Annotated in this window: 23 protein-coding genes; 3 read left to right on the forward strand and 20 right to left on the reverse strand. The window is 69.8% G+C overall.

Annotation, left to right across the window (positions count from 1 at the left end; all coding sequences use genetic code 11):
- Positions 1-86 precede the first annotated feature (86 nt).
- The 3 genes from OG904_RS08050 to OG904_RS08060 all read left to right on the forward strand — a co-directional run bounded on the left by OG904_RS08050 (position 87) and on the right by OG904_RS08060 (position 4,044).
- Positions 87-1,340, forward strand: coding sequence for a sensor histidine kinase (locus OG904_RS08050; RefSeq protein ID WP_405488801.1), 1,254 nt, complete (start codon positions 87-89; stop codon positions 1,338-1,340).
- On the forward strand, positions 1,337-1,978 hold the full coding sequence (locus OG904_RS08055) for a response regulator (RefSeq protein WP_405488803.1): 642 nt from the start codon (positions 1,337-1,339) through the stop codon (positions 1,976-1,978). Before OG904_RS08050 ends, OG904_RS08055 begins: the two co-directional genes overlap by 4 nt.
- Before the next feature lie 113 nt (positions 1,979-2,091).
- Positions 2,092-4,044 (forward strand): glycosyl hydrolase family 18 protein, encoded by a 1,953-nt coding sequence (locus tag OG904_RS08060; protein ID WP_405488805.1) that lies wholly within the window; start codon positions 2,092-2,094, stop codon positions 4,042-4,044.
- An 85-nt stretch (positions 4,045-4,129) separates the two neighbouring features.
- Here the strand turns inward: OG904_RS08060 and OG904_RS08065 are convergent, their stop codons facing one another.
- From OG904_RS08065 to thrB, 20 genes are all read right to left on the reverse strand, one after another.
- Positions 4,130-4,579 (reverse strand): DUF2550 domain-containing protein, encoded by a 450-nt coding sequence (locus tag OG904_RS08065; RefSeq protein ID WP_405488807.1) that lies wholly within the window; start codon positions 4,577-4,579, stop codon positions 4,130-4,132.
- A gap of 132 nt (positions 4,580-4,711) precedes the next feature.
- A complete protein-coding gene (locus tag OG904_RS08070; RefSeq protein ID WP_405488809.1) occupies positions 4,712-5,086 on the reverse strand; it encodes a F0F1 ATP synthase subunit epsilon in 375 nt (124 codons plus the stop codon).
- A 128-nt stretch (positions 5,087-5,214) separates the two neighbouring features.
- A complete protein-coding gene (gene atpD / locus OG904_RS08075; RefSeq protein WP_405488811.1) occupies positions 5,215-6,657 on the reverse strand; it encodes a F0F1 ATP synthase subunit beta in 1,443 nt (480 codons plus the stop codon).
- Entirely contained in the window at positions 6,657-7,574 is a 918-nt protein-coding gene (locus tag OG904_RS08080) for a F0F1 ATP synthase subunit gamma (RefSeq protein WP_405488813.1), read from the reverse strand. Before OG904_RS08080 ends, atpD begins: the two co-directional genes overlap by 1 nt.
- Positions 7,575-7,594: 20 nt before the next feature.
- Positions 7,595-9,190, reverse strand: a complete 1,596-nt coding sequence (gene atpA, locus OG904_RS08085; protein WP_243336230.1) for a F0F1 ATP synthase subunit alpha — start codon at positions 9,188-9,190, stop codon at positions 7,595-7,597.
- Positions 9,191-9,323: 133 nt separating this feature from the next.
- The gene (locus OG904_RS08090; protein ID WP_328300825.1) at positions 9,324-10,139 is read right to left on the reverse strand and encodes a F0F1 ATP synthase subunit delta; all 816 of its coding nucleotides are present in this window, start codon (positions 10,137-10,139) and stop codon (positions 9,324-9,326) included.
- Positions 10,136-10,678, reverse strand: coding sequence for a F0F1 ATP synthase subunit B (locus tag OG904_RS08095; RefSeq protein ID WP_328300824.1), 543 nt, complete (start codon positions 10,676-10,678; stop codon positions 10,136-10,138). The genes OG904_RS08090 and OG904_RS08095 overlap by 4 nt, the downstream gene beginning before the upstream one ends.
- Positions 10,679-10,719: 41 nt before the next feature.
- The gene (locus OG904_RS08100; RefSeq protein ID WP_328300823.1) at positions 10,720-10,962 is read right to left on the reverse strand and encodes a F0F1 ATP synthase subunit C; all 243 of its coding nucleotides are present in this window, start codon (positions 10,960-10,962) and stop codon (positions 10,720-10,722) included.
- Between the two features lie 78 nt (positions 10,963-11,040).
- Positions 11,041-11,877, reverse strand: a complete 837-nt coding sequence (gene atpB / locus OG904_RS08105; protein ID WP_328304093.1) for a F0F1 ATP synthase subunit A — start codon at positions 11,875-11,877, stop codon at positions 11,041-11,043.
- Between the two features lie 210 nt (positions 11,878-12,087).
- Complete coding sequence (locus OG904_RS08110) at positions 12,088-12,525, reverse strand: hypothetical protein (RefSeq protein WP_405488814.1); 438 nt, start codon at positions 12,523-12,525, stop codon at positions 12,088-12,090.
- Between the two features lie 275 nt (positions 12,526-12,800).
- Positions 12,801-14,135 carry an MraY family glycosyltransferase gene (locus OG904_RS08115; RefSeq protein WP_405497858.1) on the reverse strand — a complete coding sequence of 445 codons (1,335 nt, stop codon included), beginning with the start codon at positions 14,133-14,135 and terminating at the stop codon, positions 12,801-12,803.
- Between the two features lie 104 nt (positions 14,136-14,239).
- On the reverse strand, positions 14,240-15,478 hold the full coding sequence (gene glyA / locus OG904_RS08120; RefSeq protein WP_405488816.1) for a serine hydroxymethyltransferase: 1,239 nt from the start codon (positions 15,476-15,478) through the stop codon (positions 14,240-14,242).
- A 235-nt stretch (positions 15,479-15,713) separates the two neighbouring features.
- Positions 15,714-16,346 carry a protein-tyrosine-phosphatase gene (locus OG904_RS08125; RefSeq protein WP_405488818.1) on the reverse strand — a complete coding sequence of 211 codons (633 nt, stop codon included), beginning with the start codon at positions 16,344-16,346 and terminating at the stop codon, positions 15,714-15,716.
- On the reverse strand, positions 16,343-16,990 hold the full coding sequence (locus OG904_RS08130; protein WP_054224695.1) for an L-threonylcarbamoyladenylate synthase: 648 nt from the start codon (positions 16,988-16,990) through the stop codon (positions 16,343-16,345). Before OG904_RS08130 ends, OG904_RS08125 begins: the two co-directional genes overlap by 4 nt.
- Positions 16,991-17,057: 67 nt before the next feature.
- Complete coding sequence (gene prmC / locus OG904_RS08135) at positions 17,058-17,903, reverse strand: peptide chain release factor N(5)-glutamine methyltransferase (RefSeq protein ID WP_405488821.1); 846 nt, start codon at positions 17,901-17,903, stop codon at positions 17,058-17,060.
- A gap of 77 nt (positions 17,904-17,980) precedes the next feature.
- A complete protein-coding gene (gene prfA, locus OG904_RS08140) occupies positions 17,981-19,060 on the reverse strand; it encodes a peptide chain release factor 1 (protein WP_328300817.1) in 1,080 nt (359 codons plus the stop codon).
- 111 nt (positions 19,061-19,171) lie between these two features.
- The gene (gene rpmE, locus OG904_RS08145; RefSeq protein ID WP_405488823.1) at positions 19,172-19,387 is read right to left on the reverse strand and encodes a 50S ribosomal protein L31; all 216 of its coding nucleotides are present in this window, start codon (positions 19,385-19,387) and stop codon (positions 19,172-19,174) included.
- A gap of 164 nt (positions 19,388-19,551) precedes the next feature.
- A complete protein-coding gene (locus OG904_RS08150) occupies positions 19,552-20,655 on the reverse strand; it encodes an LCP family protein (RefSeq protein WP_405488825.1) in 1,104 nt (367 codons plus the stop codon).
- A gap of 320 nt (positions 20,656-20,975) precedes the next feature.
- Complete coding sequence (rho, locus tag OG904_RS08155; protein WP_405488827.1) at positions 20,976-23,129, reverse strand: transcription termination factor Rho; 2,154 nt, start codon at positions 23,127-23,129, stop codon at positions 20,976-20,978.
- Between the two features lie 454 nt (positions 23,130-23,583).
- A complete protein-coding gene (gene thrB / locus OG904_RS08160) occupies positions 23,584-24,510 on the reverse strand; it encodes a homoserine kinase (RefSeq protein ID WP_405488829.1) in 927 nt (308 codons plus the stop codon).
- Positions 24,511-24,810: the final 300 nt, after the last annotated feature.

Raw genomic sequence — 24,810 nt, forward strand, 5'->3', positions numbered from 1 at the left:
CGCGGGCCCGCTGCATCCTTCGATGTACGGGCCCTCGGCCCTGACGGCGATGCCCGCCGCCCGCCGCACCCTGTTGGATGGGACCCATGCCCCGGAAGATCCCGCCCCCGCACCGCGACGACGTCCTCCTCGCCGTGGTCAGCATCGCCGCGGGGCTGCTCCTGTGGTCGCTCGGGGTGTACAGCTCCCCCTCCCGCCACCTGCTCCCCGACTGGGCCGCGCTGGTGCCCCTGGTCATCCTCGGCGCGCTGGAGCTGCTGCGCCGCAGCGCGCCCCGGGTGACCCTGGCCGTCGGCACCGCCGGGCTGGTCGCCGACCAGTTCACCGTGGGCAGCCTGGCCACCGTCGTGATCTTCACGGACCTGATGTACGCGGCCGTCGTCTACGGCAAACCCGCCATGGCCCGCCGCCTCCCGGTCTCCACGGGCCTGATCACCGTGGCCGTCACCATCGCCTCGGTGGCCTGGCTGCGCACCCCGCAGGCCCTGCTGATCGGCGTGATCACCGGCATCGTGAGCTTCGCCCCGGCGCTGACCGGCGCCACCCTGCGCAACCACCGCGAGGCCGCCGTGGCCGCCCGGCTGCGCGCCGAGCAGACCGCGCTGCTGGCCGAGATGGACCGCAGCCAGGCCGTCGTCGCCGAGCGGGCGCGGATGGCCCGGGAGCTGCACGACATGGTGGCCAACCACCTGTCCGCGATCGCCATCCACTCCACGGCCGCGCTCTCCATCGACTCCCCCGCCACCAGCCGCGAGGCGCTCGGGGTGATCCGGGAGAACAGCGTCCAGGGCCTGGCCGAGATGCGCCGGCTGATCGGGCTGCTCCGGGACGCGGGCGCCGGACAGGAGGCCGTCGCGATGCCCTCCCTGGACGGGCTGGAGGCACTGCTGGAGCAGGCCCGGACGAACGGAGCCGGCAGCGGGATGGACTTCGTACTCCTCGACGAGCGGCCCGCGGCGCCCTCGAAGCCCGGCGAGCCGCCGCTGCCGGCCCCGGTGGAGCTGGCGGCGTACCGGATCGTCCAGGAGTCGCTGACCAACGCCCTCAAGCACGCCGCCCCGGGCAAGGTCACCGTCCGCCTGACCCGGGACCGCGACGGCGGTGCGGGCCCGAGTGCGGGTACGGGCACGGGCACGGGCACGGGCGAGATGCTCCGCGTGGCGGTCGACTCCCCCTACGGTCAGCGCCCCGGCCCCCGCGCACCCGGCTCCGGGGCCGGGCTGATCGGCATGCGGGAGCGGGCGGAACTGCTCGGCGGGGAGTTCGAGGCGGGCCGCGCGGGAGCGGTCTGGCGGGTCCGGGCGGCGCTGCCCGCACACGAGGAGGCGGTACGGACATGACGATCAGGGTCGTGGTGGCGGAGGACCAGAGCGCGGTACGCGCCGGGCTGGTCCTGATCCTGCGCAGCGCGGGCGACATCGAGGTGGTGGGCGAGGCCCCGGACGGGGAGGAGGCCGTGCGCCTGGCCCGCGAGCTGCGGCCCGACCTGGTGCTCATGGACGTGCAGATGCCGCGCCTGGACGGGGTCTCGGCGACCCGCCGGGTGGTCGCGGAGGGTCTGGCGGACGTCCTGGTGCTCACCACCTTCGACCTGGACGAGTACGTCTTCGGGGCGCTGCGCGCGGGGGCGTCCGGTTTCCTGCTGAAGGACGCGGACGCGGCGGAGCTGATCGGGGCGGTACGGACGGTCGCGCGCGGGGAGGGTCTGATCGCCCCGGCGGTGACCCGCCGGCTGATCGCGGAGTTCGCGGCCCCGCGGCCGGTACGGGCGCCCGTACCGGCGGCGGTGGAATCCCTGACCCCGCGGGAGCGGGAGGTGCTGGGGTGCCTGGGGAAGGGCCTGTCGAACGCGGAGATCGCGGTGCGCCTGGAGATGGCGGAGGCCACGGCGAAGACCCACGTCAGCCGGCTGCTGGGGAAGCTGGAGCTGCGCAGCCGGGTCCAAGCCGCCGTGCTGGCACAGGAGTTGGGGCTGTAGTCGGATCCGACCGGAAATGCGCTCAAGGCTTCCGCGAGGAGGTCTGGACCTCTTGACGCTTGGTCCAGACCTTTCTACTCTCACGCACAACTGTGGTGAGCGTGCCATGACAAATGGTCAGCGGGCACCCTCACGGGCGGCGCAGGTCCCACCCCCATGCCGCGGCCGGCCCCACGGCCGCGACGGACCTCGGAGGAGCACCCTTGAGCACAGCACCCCCACGACGCGCACCGCTGCTGCGCAGAGTCGCGGCCGCCCTGGCCGTACTCACCCTGCCCCTCGCCGGGCTCGTGGCCATCGCCGGACCCGCCGAGGCCGCCGCCTCGGCCTCCGCGACGTACACCAAGGTCTCCGACTGGGGCTCCGGCTTCGAGGGCAAGTGGACGGTGAAGAACACCGGCACGACCACCCTCAGCAGCTGGACCGTGGAGTGGGACTACCCGTCCGGCACAGCCGTCACCTCCGCCTGGGACGCCACCGTCACCAGCTCCGGCACCCACTGGACCGGCAAGAACGTCGGCTGGAACGGCTCCCTCGCCCCCGGCGCCACCGTCAGCTTCGGCTTCAACGGCACCGGCTCCGGCGCCCCCACCGGCTGCAAGGTCAACGGCGGCAGCTGCGACGGCACCACCACCCCCACCGACAACCCGCCCGGCGCCCCCGGCACCCCCACGGCCAGCGGCGTCACCGACACGGGCCTGACCCTCGGCTGGGCCGCGGCCACCGACGACAAGGGCGTCAAGAACTACGACGTCTACCGCGGCGGCGCCAAGATAGCCACCGTCACGACCCCCTCGTACACCGACTCGGGCCTGACCAAGGGCACGACGTACGGCTACACGGTCACCGCCCGCGACACCATCGACCAGACCGGCCCCTCCTCCGGCGCCCTCTCGGTGACCACCACCGGCGGCACCACCACCCCGCCCGACCCGGACCCCGGCAACCCCGGATCCGCCGTCAAGCTCGGCTACTTCACGGACTGGGGCGTCTACCAGCGCAACTACCACGTGAAGAACCTGGTCACCTCCGGCAGCGCCGCCAAGATCACGCACATCAACTACGCCTTCGGCAACGTCCAGGGCGGCAAGTGCACGATCGGTGACGCCTACGCCGACTACCAGAAGACCTACGACGCCTCCTCCAGCGTCTCCGGCACCGCCGACACCTGGGACCAGCCGGTCGCGGGCAACTTCAACCAGCTGCGCCAGCTGAAGAAGAAGTACCCGAACATCAAGGTCCTGTACTCCTTCGGCGGCTGGACCTGGTCCGGCGGCTTCGGCCAGGCCGCCGCGAACCCGGCCGCCTTCGCCCAGTCCTGCTACGACCTGGTCGAGGACCCGCGCTGGGCCGACGTCTTCGACGGCATCGACATCGACTGGGAGTACCCGAACGCCTGCGGCCTGTCCTGCGACACCAGTGGGGCCGCCTCCCTGAAGAACGTGCTCTCGGCGCTGCGCACGAAGTTCGGCAGCAGCAACCTGGTCACCGCCGCGATCTCCGCCGACGGCTCCAACGGCGGCAAGCTCGACCTCGCCGACTACGCGGGCGCGGCCCAGTACGTCGACTTCTACAACGTCATGACCTACGACTTCTTCGGCGCGTGGGACGCCAAGGGCCCGACCGCCCCGCACTCCCCGCTCACCTCGTACACCGGCATCCCGATCTCCGGCTTCAACTCCGAGGCCGCCATCACCAAGCTCAAGGGCAAGGGCATAGCCGGCTCCAAGCTCAACCTCGGCATCGGCTTCTACGGCCGCGGCTGGACCGGCGTCACCCAGGCCGCCCCCGGCGGCACCGCCACCGGCCCGGCCCCGGGCACCTACGAGCAGGGCATCGAGGACTACAAGGTCCTGAAGAACACCTGCCCCGCGACCGGCACCATCGCCGGCACCGCCTACGCCAAGTGCGGCAGCAACTGGTGGAGCTACGACACCCCCGCCACCATCGCCGGGAAGACGGCCTGGGTGAAGCAGCAGGGCCTCAGGGGCGCCTTCTTCTGGGAGTTCAGCGGAGACACCACGAACGGCGAACTGGCCTCCGCGGTCCACGCCGGCCTTCAGTAGCCCCCACGCTCTGAACCGGTGAACGAAGAAGCCGGGGAGACGGGTCCGCCCCCGTCTCCCCGGCTTCCGTCACGTCCGGGGCCACTCAGGCCACGTTGACCCGCTGGCCCGGAGGCGCCGCCTCGAGCCACGCCAGGAAACCGGTCAGCGCGTCCTCGCTCATCGCCAGCTCCAGGCGGGTGCCGCGGTGGACACAGCCGAGCACGACGGCGTCGGAGAGCAGGGCCAGCTCCTCCTCGCCCTCGGGGGCGCGGCGGGCGATGACCTCGATGGAGGACCGCTCCAGCAGCCGGCGCGGCCGGGGGGAGTAACTGAAGACGCGGAACCAGTCGATGCGGTCACCGCTGTAGCGCGCGACCCCGTACACCCAGCCCTTGCCGGAGATGTCGGGTTCCTCGGCCACACCCCAGCGCAGGCTGCAGTCGAAGGTGCCGCCGGAGCGCTGGATCAGTCTGCGGCGCAGCCCGAAGACAAACAGCCCGATCACCACCAGGGCTACTACGACCAGGCCGCTCACAAGCAGAGCGAGGAGCATCTTTCACCGACCTCCTCGCTCATCGAATACCCAAAACGAAAAACGGACCCGCATCGCCTCAGCCGCGACCCGGTCCGGAAAATTCCGGAACAGGCCGCGGCTGAGGTTTGAAACTCTTACCGGTACCGGGGCTCAGCGCCCCGAAACCGCGCGCAGCCGGACATCGGCGCGACGCTCGGAGACCGAATCGGTCTCCGCCTTCGCGCGCTCCAGTGCCCGCTCCGCCCGCTCGACGTCGATCTCGTCGGCAAGCTCGGCGATCTCGGCCAGCAGCGACAACTTGTTGTCCGCGAACGAGATGAATCCGCCGTGCACCGCGGCGACAACAGTGTTGCCCTCCGTGGTGCGGATGGTCACCGGGCCCGATTCCAGCACACCGAGAAGCGGCTGGTGACCGGGCATGACGCCGATGTCGCCGGAGGCGGTGCGGGCGACAACCAGGGTGGCCTTGCCGGACCAGACACTCCGGTCCGCCGCGACCAGCTCGATGTGCAGCTCAGCAGCCAAGGTGGCTCCTCGGGTCACCACCCGGCGGGAAAGCCGGGTGTTGGGTCAAATTCTAATGGGCGTGGGGAGAGGGACGGGACACCCCCGCCCCTCTCCGTCAGTCAGCTGTGCTCACGCGGAGCCCGGCTTCAGGAGACGCCCAGCTCCTTGGCGTTGGCCTTGAGGTCCTCAATGCCACCGCACAGGAAGAACGCCTGCTCGGGGAAGTGGTCGTAGTCGCCGTCGCAGATCGCGTTGAAGGCCACGATCGACTCCTCGAGCGGAACGTCCGAACCGTCGACGCCGGTGAACTGCTTGGCGACGTGCGTGTTCTGCGACAGGAAGCGCTCGACACGACGGGCACGGTGGACAACGAGCTTGTCCTCCTCGCCCAGCTCGTCGATACCGAGGATCGCGATGATGTCCTGGAGGTCCTTGTACTTCTGCAGGATCCCCTTGACGCGCATCGCCGTGGCGTAGTGGTCCGCCGCGATGTACCGCGGGTCGAGGATGCGGGACGTCGAGTCCAGCGGGTCCACGGCCGGGTAGATGCCCTTCTCGGAGATCGGACGGGAAAGAACCGTCGTCGCGTCGAGGTGGGCGAAGGTGGTGGCCGGCGCCGGGTCGGTCAGGTCGTCCGCGGGGACGTAGATCGCCTGCATCGAGGTGATCGAGTGACCGCGGGTCGAGGTGATGCGCTCCTGCAGCAGACCCATCTCGTCAGCCAGGTTCGGCTGGTAACCCACGGCGGACGGCATGCGGCCCAGAAGGGTCGACACCTCCGAACCGGCCTGGGTGTAACGGAAGATGTTGTCGATGAAGAAGAGCACGTCCTGCTTCTGCACATCGCGGAAGTACTCCGCCATGGTCAGACCGGCCAGCGCGACGCGAAGACGCGTGCCCGGCGGCTCGTCCATCTGGCCGAAGACGAGGGCCGTCTTGTCGATGACGCCCGAGTCGGCCATTTCCTCGATGAGGTCGTTGCCCTCACGGGTACGCTCACCGACGCCCGCGAAGACCGACACACCGTCGTGGTTGTTGGCGACGCGGTAGATCATTTCCTGGATCAGAACGGTCTTGCCGACACCGGCACCACCGAACAGACCGATCTTTCCACCCTTGACGTACGGGGTGAGAAGGTCGATGACCTTGACGCCGGTCTCGAACATCTCGGTCTTCGACTCGAGCTCGTCGAATCGGGGCGCCTTGCGGTGGATCGGCCAGCGCTCGGTGACGTTGGCGTTCTCCTCCGGGTAGTTCAGCACCTCACCGAGGGTGTTGAACACCTTGCCCTTGGTGAAGTCACCGACGGGGACGGTGATGCCCTCGCCCGTGTTGGTCACCGGGGCCTGGCGGACCAGACCGTCGGTCGGCTGCATCGAGATGGTGCGGACGACGCCGTCACCCAGGTGCTGCGCGACCTCGAGGGTCAGGGTCTTGAGCGCACCGTCCTGGGCCGGGTCGGCCACCTGGACCTTCAGCGCGTTGTAGATCTCGGGCATGGCGTCGACGGGGAACTCCACGTCGACGACCGGGCCGATGACCCGGGCGACGCGGCCCGTGGCGGCGGCCGTCTCAACAGTGGTCGTCATTACTTGTCACTCCCCGCGGTCGCGTCAGCCATGGCGCTCGCGCCACCGACGATCTCGCTGATTTCCTGGGTGATTTCGGCCTGGCGGGCCGCGTTGGCAAGCCGGGAGAGGCTCTTGATGAGATCCCCGGCGTTGTCGGTGGCCGACTTCATCGCGCGGCGGCGGGCGGCGTGCTCGGAAGCGGCCGACTGCAGCAGTGCGTTGTAGATGCGGCTCTCGACGTAGCGCGGCAGAAGGGCGTCGAGGACGTCCTCCGCCGACGGCTCGAAGTCGAACAGCGGAAGGATCTCGCCCTTCGCGCCGGTCTCCTCCGCGGCCTGGTCAAGGCTGAGCGGCAGCATCCGGCCGTCCACCGCGTTCTGCGTCATCATCGACACGAATTCCGTGTAGACGATGTGCAGCTCGTCGACGCCACCCTCGGCCGTAACCGTCTGGATGGCCTCGATCAGCGGCGCCGCGACGCGCTTGGCGTCGGCGTAGGCCGGGCTGTCCGTGAAGCCGGTCCACGAGTCCGCGACCTTGCGCTCACGGAACCCGTAGTAGGCGACGCCCTTGCGGCCGACGATGAACGTGTCGACCTCCTTGCCCTCGCCGCGCAGCCGCTCGGTGAGCCGCTCCGCCTGCTTGATGGCGTTCGAGGAGTAGCCGCCGGCCAGACCGCGGTCGCTCGTGATGAGCAGGACCGCGGCACGCGTCGGCGCCTCGACCTCGGTGGTCAGGGCGTGCTTGGTGTTCGAACCGGTCGCCACCGCGGTCACCGCACGGGTGAGCTCGGTCGCGTACGGCATCGATGCCGCCACCTTGCGCTGCGCCTTGACGATGCGCGAGGCGGCGATCATTTCCATCGCCTTGGTGATCTTCTTGGTCGCCGTGACGGCACGGATGCGACGCTTGTAGACCCGGAGCTGCGCTCCCATGAGTCAGGTCCCTTCCGTCGTCACTTGGAGACGTTGACGGCCGGCGCGTCCTCGCCGAGGAGCTTGCCGTCCGAGGTCTCGAACTGCCGCTTGAAGGCGGCAATGGCGTCCGCGATGGAGGACAGGGTGTCGTCCGACATCTTGCCGCCGTCCGCGATGGAGGTCAGGAGCTCCTTGCGCTCGAGGCGCAGGTGGTCCAGCAGCTCCGACTCGAAGCGACGGATGTCGTTGACCGGGACGTCGTCCATCTTGCCGGTGGTGCCGGCCCAGACGGAGACGACCTGCTCCTCGACGGGCATCGGCTGGTACTGGCCCTGCTTCAGCAGCTCGACCAGACGCTTGCCGCGCTCCAGCGAGGCCTTCGACGCGGCGTCCAGGTCGGAACCGAAGGCGGCGAACGCCTCCAGCTCGCGGTACTGGGCCAGGTCCAGGCGCAGACGGCCGGAAACCTGCTTCATGGCCTTGTGCTGGGCCGAGCCACCGACGCGGGAGACCGAGATGCCGACGTTCAGCGCCGGGCGCTGGCCCGCGTTGAACAGGTCGGACTCCAGGAAGCACTGACCGTCGGTGATGGAGATGACGTTGGTCGGGATGAACGCCGACACGTCGTTCGCCTTGGTCTCGACGATCGGCAGACCGGTCATCGAACCGGCACCCATGTCGTCGGAGAGCTTCGCGCAGCGCTCCAGCAGACGGGAGTGCAGGTAGAAGACGTCGCCCGGGTAGGCCTCGCGGCCCGGCGGGCGGCGCAGCAGCAGCGAGACGGCGCGGTAGGCGTCGGCCTGCTTCGACAGGTCGTCGAAGATGATCAGGACGTGCTTGCCGGCGTACATCCAGTGCTGGCCGATGGCGGAACCGGTGTACGGCGCCAGGTACTTGAAGCCGGCCGGGTCGGACGCCGGGGCCGCGACGATCGTCGTGTACTCGAGCGCGCCGGCGTCTTCCAGGGCGCCGCGAACGGACGCGATGGTCGAGCCCTTCTGGCCGATGGCGACGTAGATGCAGCGAACCTGCTTGTTCACGTCGCCCGAGCGCCAGTTGTCGCGCTGGTTGATGATCGTGTCGACGGCCAGAGCGGTCTTGCCGGTCTGACGGTCACCGATGATCAGCTGACGCTGACCACGGCCGACCGGCACCATCGCGTCGATGGCCTTGTAGCCGGTCTGCATCGGCTCGTGGACCGACTTGCGGACCATGACGCCGGGGGCCTGCAGCTCGAGGGCGCGGCGGCCCTCGGTCGCGATCTCGCCGAGGCCGTCGATCGGGTTGCCGAGCGGGTCGACAACGCGGCCGAGGTAACCCTCGCCGACGCCGACGGAGAGCACCTCACCGGTGCGCTGCACCGGCTGGCCCTCCTCGATACCGCTGAACTCGCCGAGGACGACCGCACCGATCTCGCGCTCGTCGAGGTTGAGGGCGAGACCGAGGGTTCCGTCCTCGAACTTCAGCAGCTCGTTCGCCATGGCGGAGGGCAGGCCCTCCACCTTCGCGATGCCGTCGCCGGCAACGCTGACCGTACCGACCTCCTCGCGCGAGGCCGCGTCCGGCTGGTACGACTGGACAAAGTTCTCCAGTGCGTCCCGGATCTCCTCCGGCCGGATCGTGAGCTCCGCCATCTGGGTTCCCTGCTCTCCTTGTTGGGCCTGAAGCTTCTTTAGGGGTCTGGGGGCGACCCCCAGGAATCTTCTGCAAGTTCTGCACGGCCCAACCGGGCCGCTAGGAATGCTTTGTTCTGAATTTGGTGGCTGGTCAGCCGGCCATGCGACGGGACGCCTCTGCGATGCGGTCCGCGATGGTGCCGTCGATGACCTCGTCGCCGACCCGCACCGAGATCCCGCCGAGGACCGTGGGGTCCACGTCGAGGTTCAGGTGCATCTGGCGGCCGTACAGCTTGGCCAGCACCGCGCCGAGACGCTGCTTCTGGACGTCGCTGAGCGGAACCGCGGTGGTCACGGTGGCGACCATGCGGTCACGGCGCTCGGCGGCGACCTTGGAAAGGGACTCGAGGCCCGCTTCCAGGCTACGTCCACGCGGGTGCGTGACGAGACGCGTGACCAGACGCTCGGTGACGGCGTTCGCCTTGCCGCCGAGCAGGCTGCGCAGCAGCTGGCTCTTGGCGGCGGCAGTCGCGGACCGGTCGGTCAGTGCGGCACGCAGCTCCGTGCTTCCGGAGACGATCCGGCCGAACCGGAACAGCTCGTCCTCGACGTCGTCGAGGCCGCCGCTGTTCTGGGCCGCCGTGAGGTCGGCGGTGGCCGCCAGTACCTCGAGCGAATCCACCAGGTCACGGGACTGCGACCAGCGGGACCGGACCATGCCGGACACCAGGTCGAGGGTTTCCCCGCCGACCTGACCACCGAGCAGACGACCGGCCAGCTCGGCCTTGGCCTCGCCGGACTGCGACGGGTCCGTGATGACCCGTCGCAGCGAGACCTCACGGTCGAGCAGCGCGGTGACGGCCGCCAGCTCACCGGCGAGCTTCGCCGCGTCGACGGACGTGTTGTCCGTCAGCGCGTCGAGACGCTCGCGGGCGGTGGCCAGCGCGTCGCGGCTCGCTCCGTTCATCGGGCGGCCTCGGCCTTCTCCTCGAGCTCGCTGAGGAAGCGGTCGATCGTGCGGCTCTGCCGGGCGTGGTCCTCGAGGGACTCGCCGACGAGCTTTCCGGCCAGGTCGGTGGCGAGCTTGCCCACGTCCTGACGGAGCGCAGAAGAGGCGGCCTTGCGGTCGGCCTCGATCTGGGCGTGACCGGCAGCGATGATCTCCTCACGCTGCCGCTGGCCCTCTGCGCGCAGTTCTTCCTTGAGCGCAGTGCCGTGCTCCAGGGCGTCCTGGCGCAGGCGAGCGGCCTCGTGCCGGGCTTCGGCGAGCTGGGCCTTGTACTGCTCCAGCACGCTCTGAGCCTCGGTCTGAGCGGCCTCAGCCTTTTCGATACCGCCTTCGATGGCCTCGCGGCGCTCGTCCAGAACCTTGTTGATGTTCGGGAGGAGCTTCTTCGCGAGGAAACCGAAGACGATGACGAAGGCGATCAGACCGATGACGAGCTCGGGGATCGGCGGGATGAGGGGGTTTTCCCCGCCCTCAGCCGCGAGAACCAGGAGGTTCACTTCAGTGCCTTTCGTCTAGGTGGTGGTCGTGGATCCGAGGATCACGGGCCGTAGACGAACGGCATGACCAGACCGATGAGGGCGAGCGCCTCACAGAAGGCGAAGCCGAGGATCTGGTTGGCGCGGATCAGGCCGGCAGCCTCGGGCTGACGAGCGAGGGCCTGGGTACCGTTACCGAAGATGATGCCGACGCCGACGCCGGGGCCGATGGCCGCAAGGCCGTAACCGATGGAGCCGAGGGAGCCGGTGACGCCTTCGGCGGCGATGGTCTGGAGAGCGGACATGCCGGTTCTTCCTTCTCTTTCACGGACCCGGTGGGGGTTGGCCACCGGACGACATAGTGGTTTGGGGGAGGGCTTGACTCAGTGGTGCTCTGCGAGCGCGCCCTGAATGAAGCTGCAAGCCAGGAGGACGAAGACGTACGCCTGGACAGCCTGGATGAAGAGCTCGAAGGCGGTCATCACCAGGACCATGACGAACGAGACGCCCGCGTAGGCGATCCCGATGCCGTTCAGCAGGTACCAGCTGGCGATCGTGAAGAGCAGCAGCAGGGTGTGACCGGCGAACATGTTCGCGAACAGTCGGACCGCGTGGGTGAACGGGCGCACCAGGACGTTCGAGAAGAACTCGATGACCATGACCATCGGCAGAACCGGGCCGAGCGACTTGTCGTAGCCGGTCAGGTTCTTGAAGCCGCCGACGAAGCCGTGACGCTTGAAGGTCACGCTCATCCAGATCACGTAGACGATGGCCGCGAGGGCCGCCGGGTACGAAATGATCGACGTCACCGGGAACTGGGCCAGCGGGACGATCGACCAGACGTTCAGGATCCAGACGAAGAAGAACAGCGAGACCATCAGGGGGACGTACTTCTCGCCCTCCTTCTTGCCCAGCGTCTCGTAGACGATGCCGCGGCGTACGAAGTCGTAGCCGGCCTCGGCGACCATCTGCAGCTTGCCCGGGACGACCTTCGGCTTGCGGAAGGCGGCCCAGAAGAAGCCGACGATGACGACGGTACCGAGCAGCGCCAGCAGCATCGTCTTGTTGAAGTAGAGGCTGCTGTCACCGTCCCCGAAGATCGGCTGGAACAGGAACGAGTGCAGGCCGGGAGCCGGGAATCCACAACCGTCGAAGATGTGGCAATCGGTCTCGAAGGCGAGCACCGTCGTCGGGTCAGCACTCACCGCGGGCTCCTTCAGCGTGGCGCATAGGTACGGCAACCTCGTTGTGTCGGCGCGGCGCACAGCCGCTGTTCGGCACTGGACTGGTGTTTCGGATTGGGGGGCGGCGGTCAGGCATCGAGCCTCGCGATGGAACAGGCGTCAGCTCGGATGCCCGCGTCCGCATCGCCGCAGTTGGAACCGGACGATAGCAGCATCCCGAACGCGGACTTATCCCGCCCCTACCCCTCACGGCTTCGGTCCCGAATTTCCGGGCTTGTCGCCCTTCATCGATTCCGGTTCGACGTAGAGGATCTTGGCCTTCATATGAGCACGCGCCTGCGCGCCGATCCACACGAGGGTGGTGATGGCGAGCGTGATCGCGAAGGCCTTGGGGTGGAACAGCGTCGTGTTCTTGAACACGGCGAGAAAGACGAAGAGCAGCAGGATCTGGACCGTGTAGAGCAAGAGCCCCATGGCCTGGAACAGGTGCGGAAGCGATTTCGCCGTGCGCTGCAGCACGAGGAATCCGATGCCCATGAACAGCATCACCACCACCGTCGCGACGACGGCGCCCACGGCCCCCTTGCCACCGACCGCGATGCCACTGATGACGGCGGCGAGTGCGCCGACGACAGCGGTGGGTACGGCGGATTGCAGGAGGGATCGGACGTCATCTGACCGCATGGCGGTTTGCTCCGCGTGGTGGTGGGGGCACAGGGACTCGTACTGGACGAGCGTAAGCCCGGTCCGAGGGAGAGCCTCAGGCCAATGGACCGTCGCACTACGGTCCTTCGGCTCTGGCGCCGGGTTTAGTGAACGGTATCACAAAGTATTTGATGAGAGCTTTACCCGTGGGGTGTGCCGACTGTCACACATGAGAGTGACCCTGCGCGTGTGTGCGCGACAGCCAAGTGTCTTGTCTGGTAAAGGGCGTTCATGTCCGACATGCGCCCACTGTGTCAGCGGGACGACTCCGCCTTACGCCGGTCGGGGAAGCGCGAACGGGGGCCTACCGCGGTCGCCCCGTTGACGCCGGACACACCCGCCGCGATCGGCCGCGCCGGCTCCGGCTCCACCGCCGAGGCGTCCTGCACGGCTGCCTCCGCGGCCCGTTCGGCGTGCCGGTAGCGCGGCGGGACGAGACGCTCCGCCCACTGCGGGGTCCGCGGGGTGAAGCGCGGCAGCAGGAGCAGGAGGAGTCCCAGGGCGCTCAGCGCGGAGATCACCAGCACGATCCACATCGAGGCGGAATGCACCGAGTACGCCACGGTGCCGAAGGCGATCAGCCCCGACCAGAAGTACATGATGAGCACCGCGCGGCTGTGCGAATGCCCGAGCTCCAGCAGCCGGTGGTGCAGGTGCCCGCGGTCCGCCGCGAACGGCGACTGGCCCTTCCAGGTGCGGCGCACGATGGCCAGGATCAGGTCAGCCATCGGGATCGCGATGATCGTGAGCGGCAGGATCAGCGGGATGAAGACCGGCAGCATCGCGTGGGTCGCGTTGCGCTCGCCGTCCAGCCACAGCGCCATCGCGTCCGGGTCCACCTGTCCGGTGATGGAGATGGCGCCGGCGGCCAGCACGAGGCCGATGAGCATCGAGCCGGAGTCCCCCATGAAGATCCGGGCGGGATGCATGTTGTGCGGCAGGAAGCCGAGGCACATGCCCATCAGGATGGCGGCGAAGAGCGTCGCGGGCGCGGCCGCCTCGATCCCGTAGCCGAACCAGATCCGGTAGGCGTAGAGGAAGAACGCGCAGGCCGCGATGCAGACCATGCCGGCCGCGAGGCCGTCGAGGCCGTCCACGAAGTTCACCGCGTTGATGGTGACCACGACGAGGGCCACGGTGAGCAGGTTGCCCTGCCACGGAGTGAGTATGACCGTCCCGATCCACGGGACCGGGATCCACAGGATGGTCAGGCCCTGCATGCACATCACACCGGCGGAGATCATCTGTGCGCCGAGCTTGACCAGGGCGTCGAGTTCGAACTTGTCGTCAAGGACGCCGACCAGCCAGATCAGGGCCGCTCCGGAGAGCAGGGCCCGCGGCTCGTTCGACAGCGCGAAGACGCCGTTGAGGTTCTGCAGGTGGTCCGCGACGAGCAGTCCGGCGCACAGTCCGCCGAACATCGCGATGCCGCCGAGCCGCGGAGTGGGCTCGCGGTGCACGTCACGGGCGCGGATCTCCGGCATCGCGCCCACGGCGATCGCGAACTTCCGCACGGGCCCGGTGAGTAGATACGTCACCGCGACCGTGACGCAAAGCGTCAGCAGATATTCACGCACGGGCTGCCCCAGATGTATCGCCGGCCATCTCAGCCCCACACACTAGCTGCGATGTACTCACTGTCGGGGACGCGCGGTGGCCGTATCCCGGTTGCGGTACGCCGCCCTTGTCCCTTTTAAACCCCATACGGCGGAAAACTGACCACCATCTCGTTGACTTCCCTGCGGATCTTCGCGGGCTCCTCTCCGGCCAGCGCGGCCGTGAACAGTTCGGCGATCCGGACCATCTCCGCCTCCCCCATGCCCTGCGTGGTCACTGCCGCGGTGCCGAGGCGGATCCCGCGCTGGTCACCGTAGGGCAGGGCGCAGGTGTCCAGCACCATCCCGGCGGCGGCCAGCCGGCCCCGGGCCCCCACGCCGTCGAGGCCCAGCGGTGCCGGGTCCGCGGTGATCAGGTGGGTGTCGGTCCCGCCGGTCGTGATCGCGAACCCGCGGGCGGCGAGGGCGTCCGCCAGGGCGCGCGCGTTGGCGACCACGCGGTGGGCGTACGAGGTGAACGCGGGCCCGGCGGCCTCGCCGAAGGCCACCGCCTTGGCGGCGATGGTGTGCATCTGGGCGCCGCCCTGGGTGAAGGGGAACACCGCCCGGTCGATCCGCTCGGCGAACTCGGCCCCGCACAGGATCATCCCGCCGCGCGGGCCGCGGAGCACCTTGTGCGTGGTGGCGCAGACGATGTCGGCGTACGGCACCGGACTGGGCGCGGCCCCGCCGGCCACGAGCCCGATGGGATGGGCGGCGTCCACGATCAGGAACGCGCCGACCTCGTCGGCGATCTCCCGGAAGACGGAGTACTCGGGATGCCTCGGGTACGAGATCGACCCGCACACGATGGCCTTGGGCCGGTGCGCGTGCGCGAGCTCCTGCACCTGGGCGTAGTCGATGAGCCCGGTCCCGGCGTCCACCCCGTAGCCGACGAAGTCGAACCACCGCCCGGAGAAGTTGGCCGGCGACCCGTGCGTGAGGTGCCCCCCGGCGGGGAGCCCCATGGCCAGCACGGTGTCCCCGGGCCGCAGCAGCGCGGCGTACGCGGCGAGCACGGCGGCGGAGCCGGAGTGCGGCTGCACGTTCGCGTGCTCGGCCCCGAAGAGGGCGCGGGCCCGCTCCACGGCGATCCGCTCGGCGAGGTCGGCGTACTCGCAGCCGCCGTGGTGGCGGGCGCCGGGGTACCCCTCGGCGTACTTGTTGGCCAGCGCCGACCCGAGCGCGCCGAGCACGGCGGGCGAGGTGAAGTTCTCGGCGGCGATCAGCTGCAGGGAGCCCGCCTGCCGCTGCGCCTCGCCGGCGAGCACGTCGGCCATCTGGGGATCCTGCCGGCGCAGCAGGTCCATCGGCATCGGCTCGGTGATGACGCTCATGGCAGGACTCCAGGGAGGTACCGGGTACCAGCCACTGTAGGCCGGGGCCGCGCATCGCGCTCTACGACGAACCCTCCGGGCAAATCCGACCCCGGCGGCATCTCGGCCCTGGCGGCATCTCAGCCCCGCCGGCGTTTGAGGCGCGGGGTCCTGGGCGGAGCCCCGGTCTTTCAGCCCCGCCGGCGATTGAGGCGCGGGGGTCCGGGGGCGGCGCCCCCGGCGACGGCGCCGCAGGTCAGCGGGAAGCGGTGACGCCGGTCAGGGCGGTGACCACGGGGTCCAGCGCCTGGTTGATCTCGTCGCCGATCGAGCGGAAGAAGGTGATCGGCGCCCCGTACGGGTCGTACACCTCATCCGCGTCCGGCGAAGGGGCCAGCAACCACCCCCGAAGGGCAGCCGCGGCCCGTACCAGCGCACGCGCCCGCTCCACCATCCCGTCCTCGAGCGGCGGCAGCGTCGCCGGGTCTATCGCCCGGACCAGCCGCGTGAACTCCTTCAGCGTGAAGGTCCGCAATCCCGCCGAGTGCCCCATGGAGATGACCTGCGCCCGGTGGTCCCGGGTGGCGGTCAGCACCAGGTCGGCCCGTATGACGTGCTCGTCCAGCAGCTCCCGCCCGGTGAACCCGGTGGCATCCGCCCCGAAGTCCGCCAGCACGGCGGCCGCGTTGGCCTCCATGGGCGCGCCCTCGTGGCCCCAGGTGCCCGCGCTCTCCACGATCAGGTCGCCCGTGACGAGCCCCCCGAGCCGGTGGGACAGCGCATGCCGCGTCAGCCGCTCGGTGATGGGCGAGCGGCACACGTTGCCCGTGCTGACGTGGAGTATGCGGAAGGTGCTGTCCCCGGCTATGCCACGCCCCTCAGGGCTCACGGGGCCACCTCAAGGTCGGGTACGACCTCACGCAGCTGCTCGGCGGTCAGCGCCCCCTCGCGCAGCAGGACGGGAACCTTTCCGGTGACGTCGACGATCGACGACGGCAGGGTGCTCGGGGTCGGCCCGCCGTCGAGGTACACGGAGACGGAGTCGCCCAGCATCTCGCGGGCCGCGTCGCAGTCCTCCGGGGCCGGGTGCCCGGTCAGGTTCGCCGAGGAGACCGCCATCGGGCCGACCTCGGTCAGCAGCTCGATCGCGACGGGGTGCAGGGGCATGCGTACGGCCACGGTCCCGCGGGTCTCCCCCAGGTCCCACGCCAGCGAGGGCTGGTGCTTGGCCACGAGGGTCAGCCCGCCCGGCCAGAACGCGTCGACGAGCTCCCACGCCTGCTCGGAGAAGTCCGTGACCAGGCCGTGCAGGGTGTTCGGGGAGCCGATGAGGACGGGGGTGGGCATGTTTCGGCCGCGCCCCTTGGCGGCGAGCAGGTCGCCGACGGCCTCCGCGCTGAAGGCGTCCGCGCCGATCCCGTACAGGGTGTCGGTGGGCAGCACGACGAGCTCGCCGCGGCGCACGGCGGAGGCGGCTTCGCGCAGGCCCGTCTTGCGGTCCGTCGCGTCGTTGCAGTCGTATCGCCGGGCCATCAGCGGGACTCCTCGTGCAGCAGGGGGGTGGCGGGAATGCTCGCGTCGGCCACGCCGGCCGGGCCGGTCACGGCAGGGCCTTGCGGGCGGTGGCGAAGCGCGGGCGCTTGTTGAGGTCGGGGTGGTCGGCGGCGTCGGCCCAGCCCCGCTCCTCGGCGAAGATCCACGGGACCTGTCCGCCCTGGGTGTCGGCGTGCTCGATGACGACGATGCCGCCGGGGCGCAGCAGACGGTGGGCGGTGCGCTCGATGCCGCGGATGGTGTCGAGGCCGTCCTCACCGGAGAACAGCGCCATCTCGGGGTCGTGGTCGCGGGCCTCGGGGGCGACGTACTCCCACTCGGTGAGCGGGATGTACGGCGGGTTGGAGATGACCAGGTCGACCTGTCCGTCCAGCTCGGGCAGGGCGCTGAGTGCGTCGCCCTGGTGGACGGTGACCCGGGAGCCCTCGGCGTTCTTGCGGGTCCACTGGAGGGCGTCCTCGGACAGCTCGACGGCGTGCACGCGCGAGCGCGGCACCTCCTGCGCCATGGCGAGCGCGATGGCGCCGGAGCCGGTGCACAGGTCCACGATCAGCGGTTCGACGACGTCCATCGCCCGGACGGCCTGTATGGCCCAGTCCACGACCGACTCGGTCTCGGGCCGGGGCACGAAGACCCCGGGCCCGACCTGGAGCTCCAGGTACCGGAAGAAGGCGCGGCCGGTGATGTGCTGGAGCGGCTCGCGCGCCTCGCGGCGGGCGATGGTCTCCCAGTACCGGGCGTCGAAGTCCGCGTCCTTGACGTGGTGCAGTTCCCCCCGTTTGACGCCGTGCACGAAGGCCGCGAGCTCCTCCGCGTCGAAACGCGGTGAGGGCACGCCGGCGGCGGCCAGCCGCTGGGTGGCCTGGGCCACCTCGGCAAGCAGCAAGTTCACGCTGGTCCTCCGGGCTGCTGTCGTACGGGGGGTGGTGCGGGGATCCTGCGGGGTGGTGCGGGGTCCTGCGGGGGGAATCAGTGCGCGGACGCGAGCTTGGCGGCGGAGTCCGTGTCGACACAGGCCTGGATGACCGGGTCGAGGTCTCCGTCGAGCACCTGGTCCAAGTTGTACGCCTTGAAGCCCGTCCGGTGGTCCGAGATCCGGTTTTCCGGGTAGTTGTACGTACGGATCTTCTCGGAGCGGTCCACGGAGCGCACCTGGCTGCGGCGCACGTCGGAGGCCTCCTGCTCGGCGGCTTCCTGGGCTGCGGCCAGCAGGCGCGAGCGCAGGATGCGCATCGCCTGCTCCTTGTTCTGGAGCTGGCTCTTCTCGTTCTGGCAGGAGGCGACCACACCGGTCGGGATGTGCGTGATGCGCACGGCCGAGTCGGTGGTGTTGACGGACTGGCCGCCGGGGCCCGAGGAGCGGTACACGTCGATGCGGAGGTCGTTCATGTTGACCTCGACCTCCACCTCCTCGGCTTCCGGGGTGACGAGCACGCCGGCGGCGGAGGTGTGGATGCGGCCCTGGGACTCGGTGGCCGGAACGCGCTGGACGCGGTGCACGCCGCCCTCGTACTTCAGGCGGGCCCAGACGCCCTGGCCGGGCTCGGTCGCGCCGTTGCCGCCCTTGGTGCGGACGGAGACCTGGACGTCCTTGTAGCCGCCGAGCTCGGACTCGGTGGCGTCGATGATCTCGGTCTTCCAGCCCACGCGCTCGGCGTAGCGCAGGTACATGCGCAGCAGGTCTCCGGCGAACAGGGCCGACTCGTCGCCGCCCGCGCCCGCCTTGACCTCGAGGAGCACGTCCTTGTCGTCGCTGGGGTCGCGCGGGACGAGCAGCAGGCGGAGCTTCTCGGTGAGCTCTTCGCGCTGGGCGCTCAGTTCCTTGACCTCGGCCACGAAGTCGGGGTCGTCGGCCGCGAACTCCTTGGCCGTCTCGATGTCCTCGGCGGACTGCTTCCAGGCACGGAAGGTCGCGACGATCGGGGTCAGCTCCGCGTAGCGCTTGTTCAGCTTGCGCGCGTTGGCCTGATCCGAGTGGACCGAAGGGTCGGCGAGCTTCTTCTCAAGATCGGCGTGCTCGCCGATCAGTTCCTCGACCGCCTCGAACATCGGGGGCTCCTGATGGTGAAAGTGAAAAAAGGGGCTGCGGGACGCGAAAGGCGCCGGTCCGGCTGCCCCCGTAGCAACAGGGTGCAGCCGGAATCCGGCGCCGGAGGCTCGCTACTTCTGCGCAGCCTTGCCGAAGCGGGCCTCGAAGCGGGCCACACGGCCACCGGTGTCGAGGATCTTCTGCTTGCCCGTGTAGAACGGGTGGCACTCGGAGCAGACCTCGGCACGGATGGTGCCTTCGGTCAGGGTGCTACGGGTGGTGAACGACGCGCCACAGGTGCAGCTGACCTGGGTCTCGACGTACGTGGGGTGAACATCGCGCTTCAAGGTGTCTCCTAGATTCGGGAGGGCGCCGGGTCGCAGGAGCCGAATTGCGCGCTGCGTGAACCGGGGCCGACAGACCAGTCTGCCAGGACCGGGCTGCCTGTCAAAATTCTGAGGACGCCTCCCTCAACGGAGGGGGGTCGCCATCTATTCCGCCGCCGCCCGGCCTACTGCACGACCGTGCCCGCCGTGCCCTTGTCCCCGGCGGAATTCGCGGTGGCCTCGGCCGGGATCGGCCGGTCCGCCAGGAGGGCCTCCCACACCATCTTGGACTCCTGGGTGAGCGGGACGACCCGGTTGGGGTCACGGGTGTCCCCGACCACGGGCAGGGTGATCATCTGCATGTTCTCCGGGCTGATGCCCTGGAGGCCCTGGGCGAAGCCCATGAGGGATTTCACGTCGCCGAGCGGCTTGTCGGTGGTGAGCGCCTTGGTGGCGGTGTCGGCGAGGTCGAGCAGCCGCTTCGGGTTGTCGAAGACGCCGATGCTCTTGACCTGCTTGATCAGCGCCTTGATGAAGGCCTGCTGCAGCTGTATTCGGCCGAGGTCGCCGCCGTCGCCCACGCCGTGGCGGGTGCGGACCAGGCCGAGGGCCTGCTCCCCGTTGAGCTTGTGGGTGCCGGCGGGCAGGTCGAGGTGGCTGTACGGGTCCTTGATCGGCTTGGTGGTCGTCACCTCGACCCCGCCGAGGTTGTCGATGATCCCCTTGAAGCCGGTGAAGTCGACCTCCAGGTAGTGATCCATGCGGATCCCCGACATCTTCTCCACGGTGGCGACCGCGCAGGCCGCCCCGCCGACGGTGTAGGACTCGTTGAACATCTTGCGCGGGCCGCCCGGGTCCGTCCTGCCGTTCGGCTCCTTGCACGAGGGCCGGGTCACCAGGGTGTCGCGGGGTATCGATACGACGCTGGCCTTGGTGTGGCCCTCGTTCAGGTGGACGATCATCGCGGTGTCGGAGCGGGCGGAGCCGCCGTCGTCCTGCCCGTACTCGCCGTTCGCCCCGCCGCGGGAGTCGGACCCGAGGACGAGGATGTCCATCGAGCCGTTGTCCACGTTCTGCGGGCGGTCCTTGCCGAGGGCCGCGTCGATGTCGACCGTCTTGAGGTTGCCGTTGAGCTTGAAGTAGAAGTAGCCGAGCCCCGCCCCGCCCAGGAGGACGACGCCGGCAGCGGTCCACGCGGCGATGACGAAGGCCCTGCGGCGCGCGGCCGGTTTCTGCCGGCGCCGGCCTGCGGCGGCCCTTCGGCCGCGACCCCTGTTGTCCTGGCTCATGCTCTCCTCTGCCCGTCTGCTCTGTCCGCTGTCCGTCCGCGTCCCGGTCCGGGCCGGCTCCCCGCTCCCTCTGACACAGACGGGCGGACGTCCCCCAGGGTTCCACGGCCACCGGTGTGTCCGGAATGGGCCGGCTCTCCGGACGAACCGGGATGAACAGCGCGCAAGGAAGCGCCTACCTGCGGTTTCGCGCGGGACACGCGGTGACTCCCGGGGGTTGACCGGGGTACGGAGTGTGGCAAAGGTCGCACTTGACCCGAAAGCCCCCGTCGCGGATGCGGCGGGGGCTTTCGTGGTCAGGCAGGTGCTACGGGGAGACGTCAGTCGTCGTTCTTGCCCGACGGGGTCGTCTTCGCGATCTGCATGAGGAACTCGGCGTTCGACTTCGTCTGCTTCATCTTGTCGAGGAGCAGCTCGATGGCCTGCTGCGAGTCGAGCGCGTGCAGCACCCGGCGCAGCTTCCAGACGATGGCGAGCTCCTCGCTGTTGAGGAGGATCTCCTCCTTGCGGGTGCCCGAGGGGTCCACGTCCACGGCCGGGAAGATGCGCTTGTCGGCGAGCTTCCGGTCGAGCTTGAGCTCCATGTTGCCGGTGCCCTTGAACTCCTCGAAGATCACCTCGTCCATGCGCGAGCCGGTGTCGACCAGCGCGGTGGCCAGGATGGTCAGCGAGCCGCCGTCCTCGATGTTGCGCGCGGCACCGAAGAAGCGCTTCGGCGGGTACAGCGCGGTCGAGTCGACACCACCGGACAGGATGCGGCCGGAGGCGGGGGCGGCGAGGTTGTACGCGCGGCCCAGACGGGTGATGGAGTCAAGCAGGACGACCACGTCGTGGCCGAGCTCGACGAGACGCTTGGCGCGCTCGATGGCCAGCTCGGCGACGGTGGTGTGGTCCTCGGCCGGGCGGTCGAAGGTCGAGGAGATGACCTCGCCCTTCACCGACCGCTGCATGTCCGTGACCTCTTCCGGACGCTCGTCGACCAGGACGACCATCAGGTGGCACTCGGGGTTGTTGACCGTGATCGCGTTGGCGATCGCCTGCATGATCATGGTCTTGCCGGTCTTCGGCGGGGCCACGATCAGACCGCGCTGGCCCTTGCCGATCGGCGACACGAGGTCGATGATCCGGGTGGTCAGCACGCCCGGGTCGGTCTCCAGACGGAGCCGGTCCTGGGGGTACAGGGGGGTCAGCTTCTGGAACTCCGGGCGGCCGCGGCCGGATTCGGGCGCCATGCCGTTGACGGAGTCCAGGCGGACGAGCGCGTTGAACTTCTCGCGGCGCTCGCCGTCCTTGGGCTGGCGGACCGCACCGGTGGTGTGGTCGCCCTTGCGGAGCCCCGCCTTGCGGACCTGGGCCAGCGAGACGTACACGTCGTTCGGGCCGGGCAGGTAGCCCGAGGTCCGGATGAACGCGTAGTTGTCGAGGATGTCGAGGATGCCCGCGACGGGGATCAGGACGTCGTCGTCGGCGACCTGCGGCTCGGCCGGAGCGAACTCGTCGCGGCCGCGACGGCCACGGCGGTCGCGGTAACGGCCACGGCGGCCGCGGCGGCCGTCCTCGTCGAAGTCGTCCTGCGGGCCGTTGTCCTGACGGTCCCGGTCCTGCCGGCCGCCCTGCTGGCCCTGACCCTGGTTCTGGCCCTGGTTCTGGCCCTGGCCGCGGCCGCCCTGCTGGCGGTCCTGACGGTCGGTCCGGTCCTGACGGCCGCCCTGCTGGCCCTGGCCCTGACCCTGGTTCTGGCCCTGACCCTGACCACCCTGACCGGCCTGGCCCTGGCCCTGACCCTGGGCGCCCTGGCCCTGGTCATCGGCCTTGGCACCGCGGTCACGGCGCTCGCGACGGCCGTCGGTGCGCTCGCTGCCCCGCTCGCGGCGGTCGCGGCGGCCGCGGCCCTCGCCGTCCTGGCCCTGAGCCTGACCGGAAGCGGCGGTGGCCGCCTCGGTCTTCGTCTCGGCCTGCGCGGCCGGGGCGGCGGCCTCGGCCTTGGCCTCGACCTGCACGGCGGCGGGAGCCGAACCCTCGGGGCTGCCGGAGGGGGCGGTGGCCCGGCGGCGGCGGCGCTCGCCGACCGGGGCGTCCTCGCTGGCCGGCTGGCCGGGGATGTCGATCTGCGCCTGCGTAGCGGTCTTCTCGGCGGGCGCCTCGGCGGCGGCCTCGCCCGTACGGGCCTTGCTGGTGACGCGGCGCTTCGGCTTCGTCTCGGCGCTGTCGGCGGAGGCGGCGGGCGCGGAGGCCGCGGCCTTGGGGGCGCTGCTTCCCGCCTGCGTCTCCTTGATGACCTCGATCAGCTGGCCCTTGCGCATCCGCGCGGTGCCCCTGATGCCGAGGCCCGACGCGACCTGCTGGAGCTCGGCCAGGACCATGCCATCAAGGCCGGTGCCGGAGCGGCGACGCTTGGTCGCGGCGCCCGCGGCGGGGGCACTGGTGTCGACGTTGGTGTCGGCAGCGCCCATCAGATCGGTGGTGTCGCTCACGAAGGGTCCTTCCCTGGAGCGGACGTCGGCCTGTCTGGCTCGGCGACCGGTTGTGCTGTCCGACGGCAGTCCGTGACTTGATGAGGCATGGACTGCAGCCGGGGCGGTGGTCCGCCGATAGAAATACGGCGGAGAGAAACGTGCATGTGCATGTGCATGGGTGGTTCCGGCGAGAAGCCCCCGAGCTGGAAGCGTGGGAATGTCACGCCGATTCCGGAGCGTGCTCGAAACTGCTGGCAGCGATCAAAGCAGTCGGGGAGGCTCCCGGAAGAAAGGTGGTCCCTGATAGGGACACTGAGCACCAAGCCATGGCGGCTTCGGATGCGCACTTGAGACTAACACTACCGGATCCAACAGACATTCCCCCTCTCAATCACCGGCAATCGAGCCCTTCCGCGCGGGCGGCCTGCCCTGGCCGCCCGCCCCTGGCCGGCTGTCTGCCCCACGGCAGGATTCAGCCGCCCTGGGTACCCAGCGGAAGTACGCTCGCGCCCGCGGCGTCGAGTGCGAGCCGGTTGGCCGCCCACCCCTCGCCCGCGAGCCGCGCGACCTTGTCGGCCGCACCGTTGTCGACCAGCGCGAGGACCGTGGGGCCCGCGCCGGAGATCACCGCGGGGATGCCGTCCGCCCGCAGTCGGGCCACGAGAGCCAGGCTCTCGGGCATCGCCGGGGACCGGTAGTCCTGGTGGAGACGGTCCTCGGTGGCCGGCAGCAGGAACTCGGGACGCCTGGTCAGGGCCTCCACGAGCAGACCCGCGCGGCCCGCGTTGACGGCCGCGTCCACGTGCGGGACGGTGCGCGGCAGCAGGCCGCGCGCGGTCTCCGTCAGCACCGGCTTGGAGGGGACGAAGACCACCGGAACGATGGAATCGGCGGGCTCCATGCGGATCGCCTTGGCGCTGCCGCCGTCCATCCACGCGAGGGTGAAACCGCCGAGCAGACAGGCGGCGACGTTGTCGGGGTGGCCCTCGATCTCGGTGGCCAGTTCCAGCAGGGCCACGTCGTCGAGCTTGGCCTCTCCGCCTATGGTCACGGCGCGGGCGGCGACGATGCCCGCGCAGATGGCGGCGGAGGAGGAGCCGAGGCCGCGACCGTGCGGGATGCGGTTGGCGCAGACCACTTCGAGCCCGCGCGGCTGCCCGCCCAGCAGGTCGAAGGCGGTGCGCATGGAACGTACGAGGAGGTGACTCTCGTCCCGCGGGAGGGTGTCCGCACCTTCGCCCGCGATGTCGATGTTCAGGCCGGAATCGGCCACACGGACGACGACGTCGTCATAGAGCCCCAGGGCCAGGCCGAAGGCGTCGAAGCCCGGGCCGAGGTTGGCACTGCTGGCGGGAACGCGCACCCGTACGGCGGCGGCGCGGAACGCTGGACCGGCCATCGTCCGATGACACTCCTTGTGACTGTGCGAGACGAGATGTTCGCTGGCTCGCTTGCTCGCTGTGAATGTACTGGAGAACGTACGACACCCGAAGGCCCTGTGGGCAGCACCGCGGTCATATGCGCGGCGGCGGATGTAAGTACAGCCTATCGAAGGAAGGTTCTTCTCCGACATAGGGCGCACAGCAGGCGCACGATGCGTGTCGCGGGCTCCTGCCGAATTCTGCCCGGCCTCCGCCCGGTTTCCACCGGGTTTCCGCTGGGGTTTGGTGCCGTACGGACCGAGTTGCCGGATTTCTCG

Source organism: Streptomyces sp. NBC_00096 (assembly GCF_045041305.1).
Classification (GTDB): Bacteria; Actinomycetota; Actinomycetes; order Streptomycetales; family Streptomycetaceae; genus Streptomyces.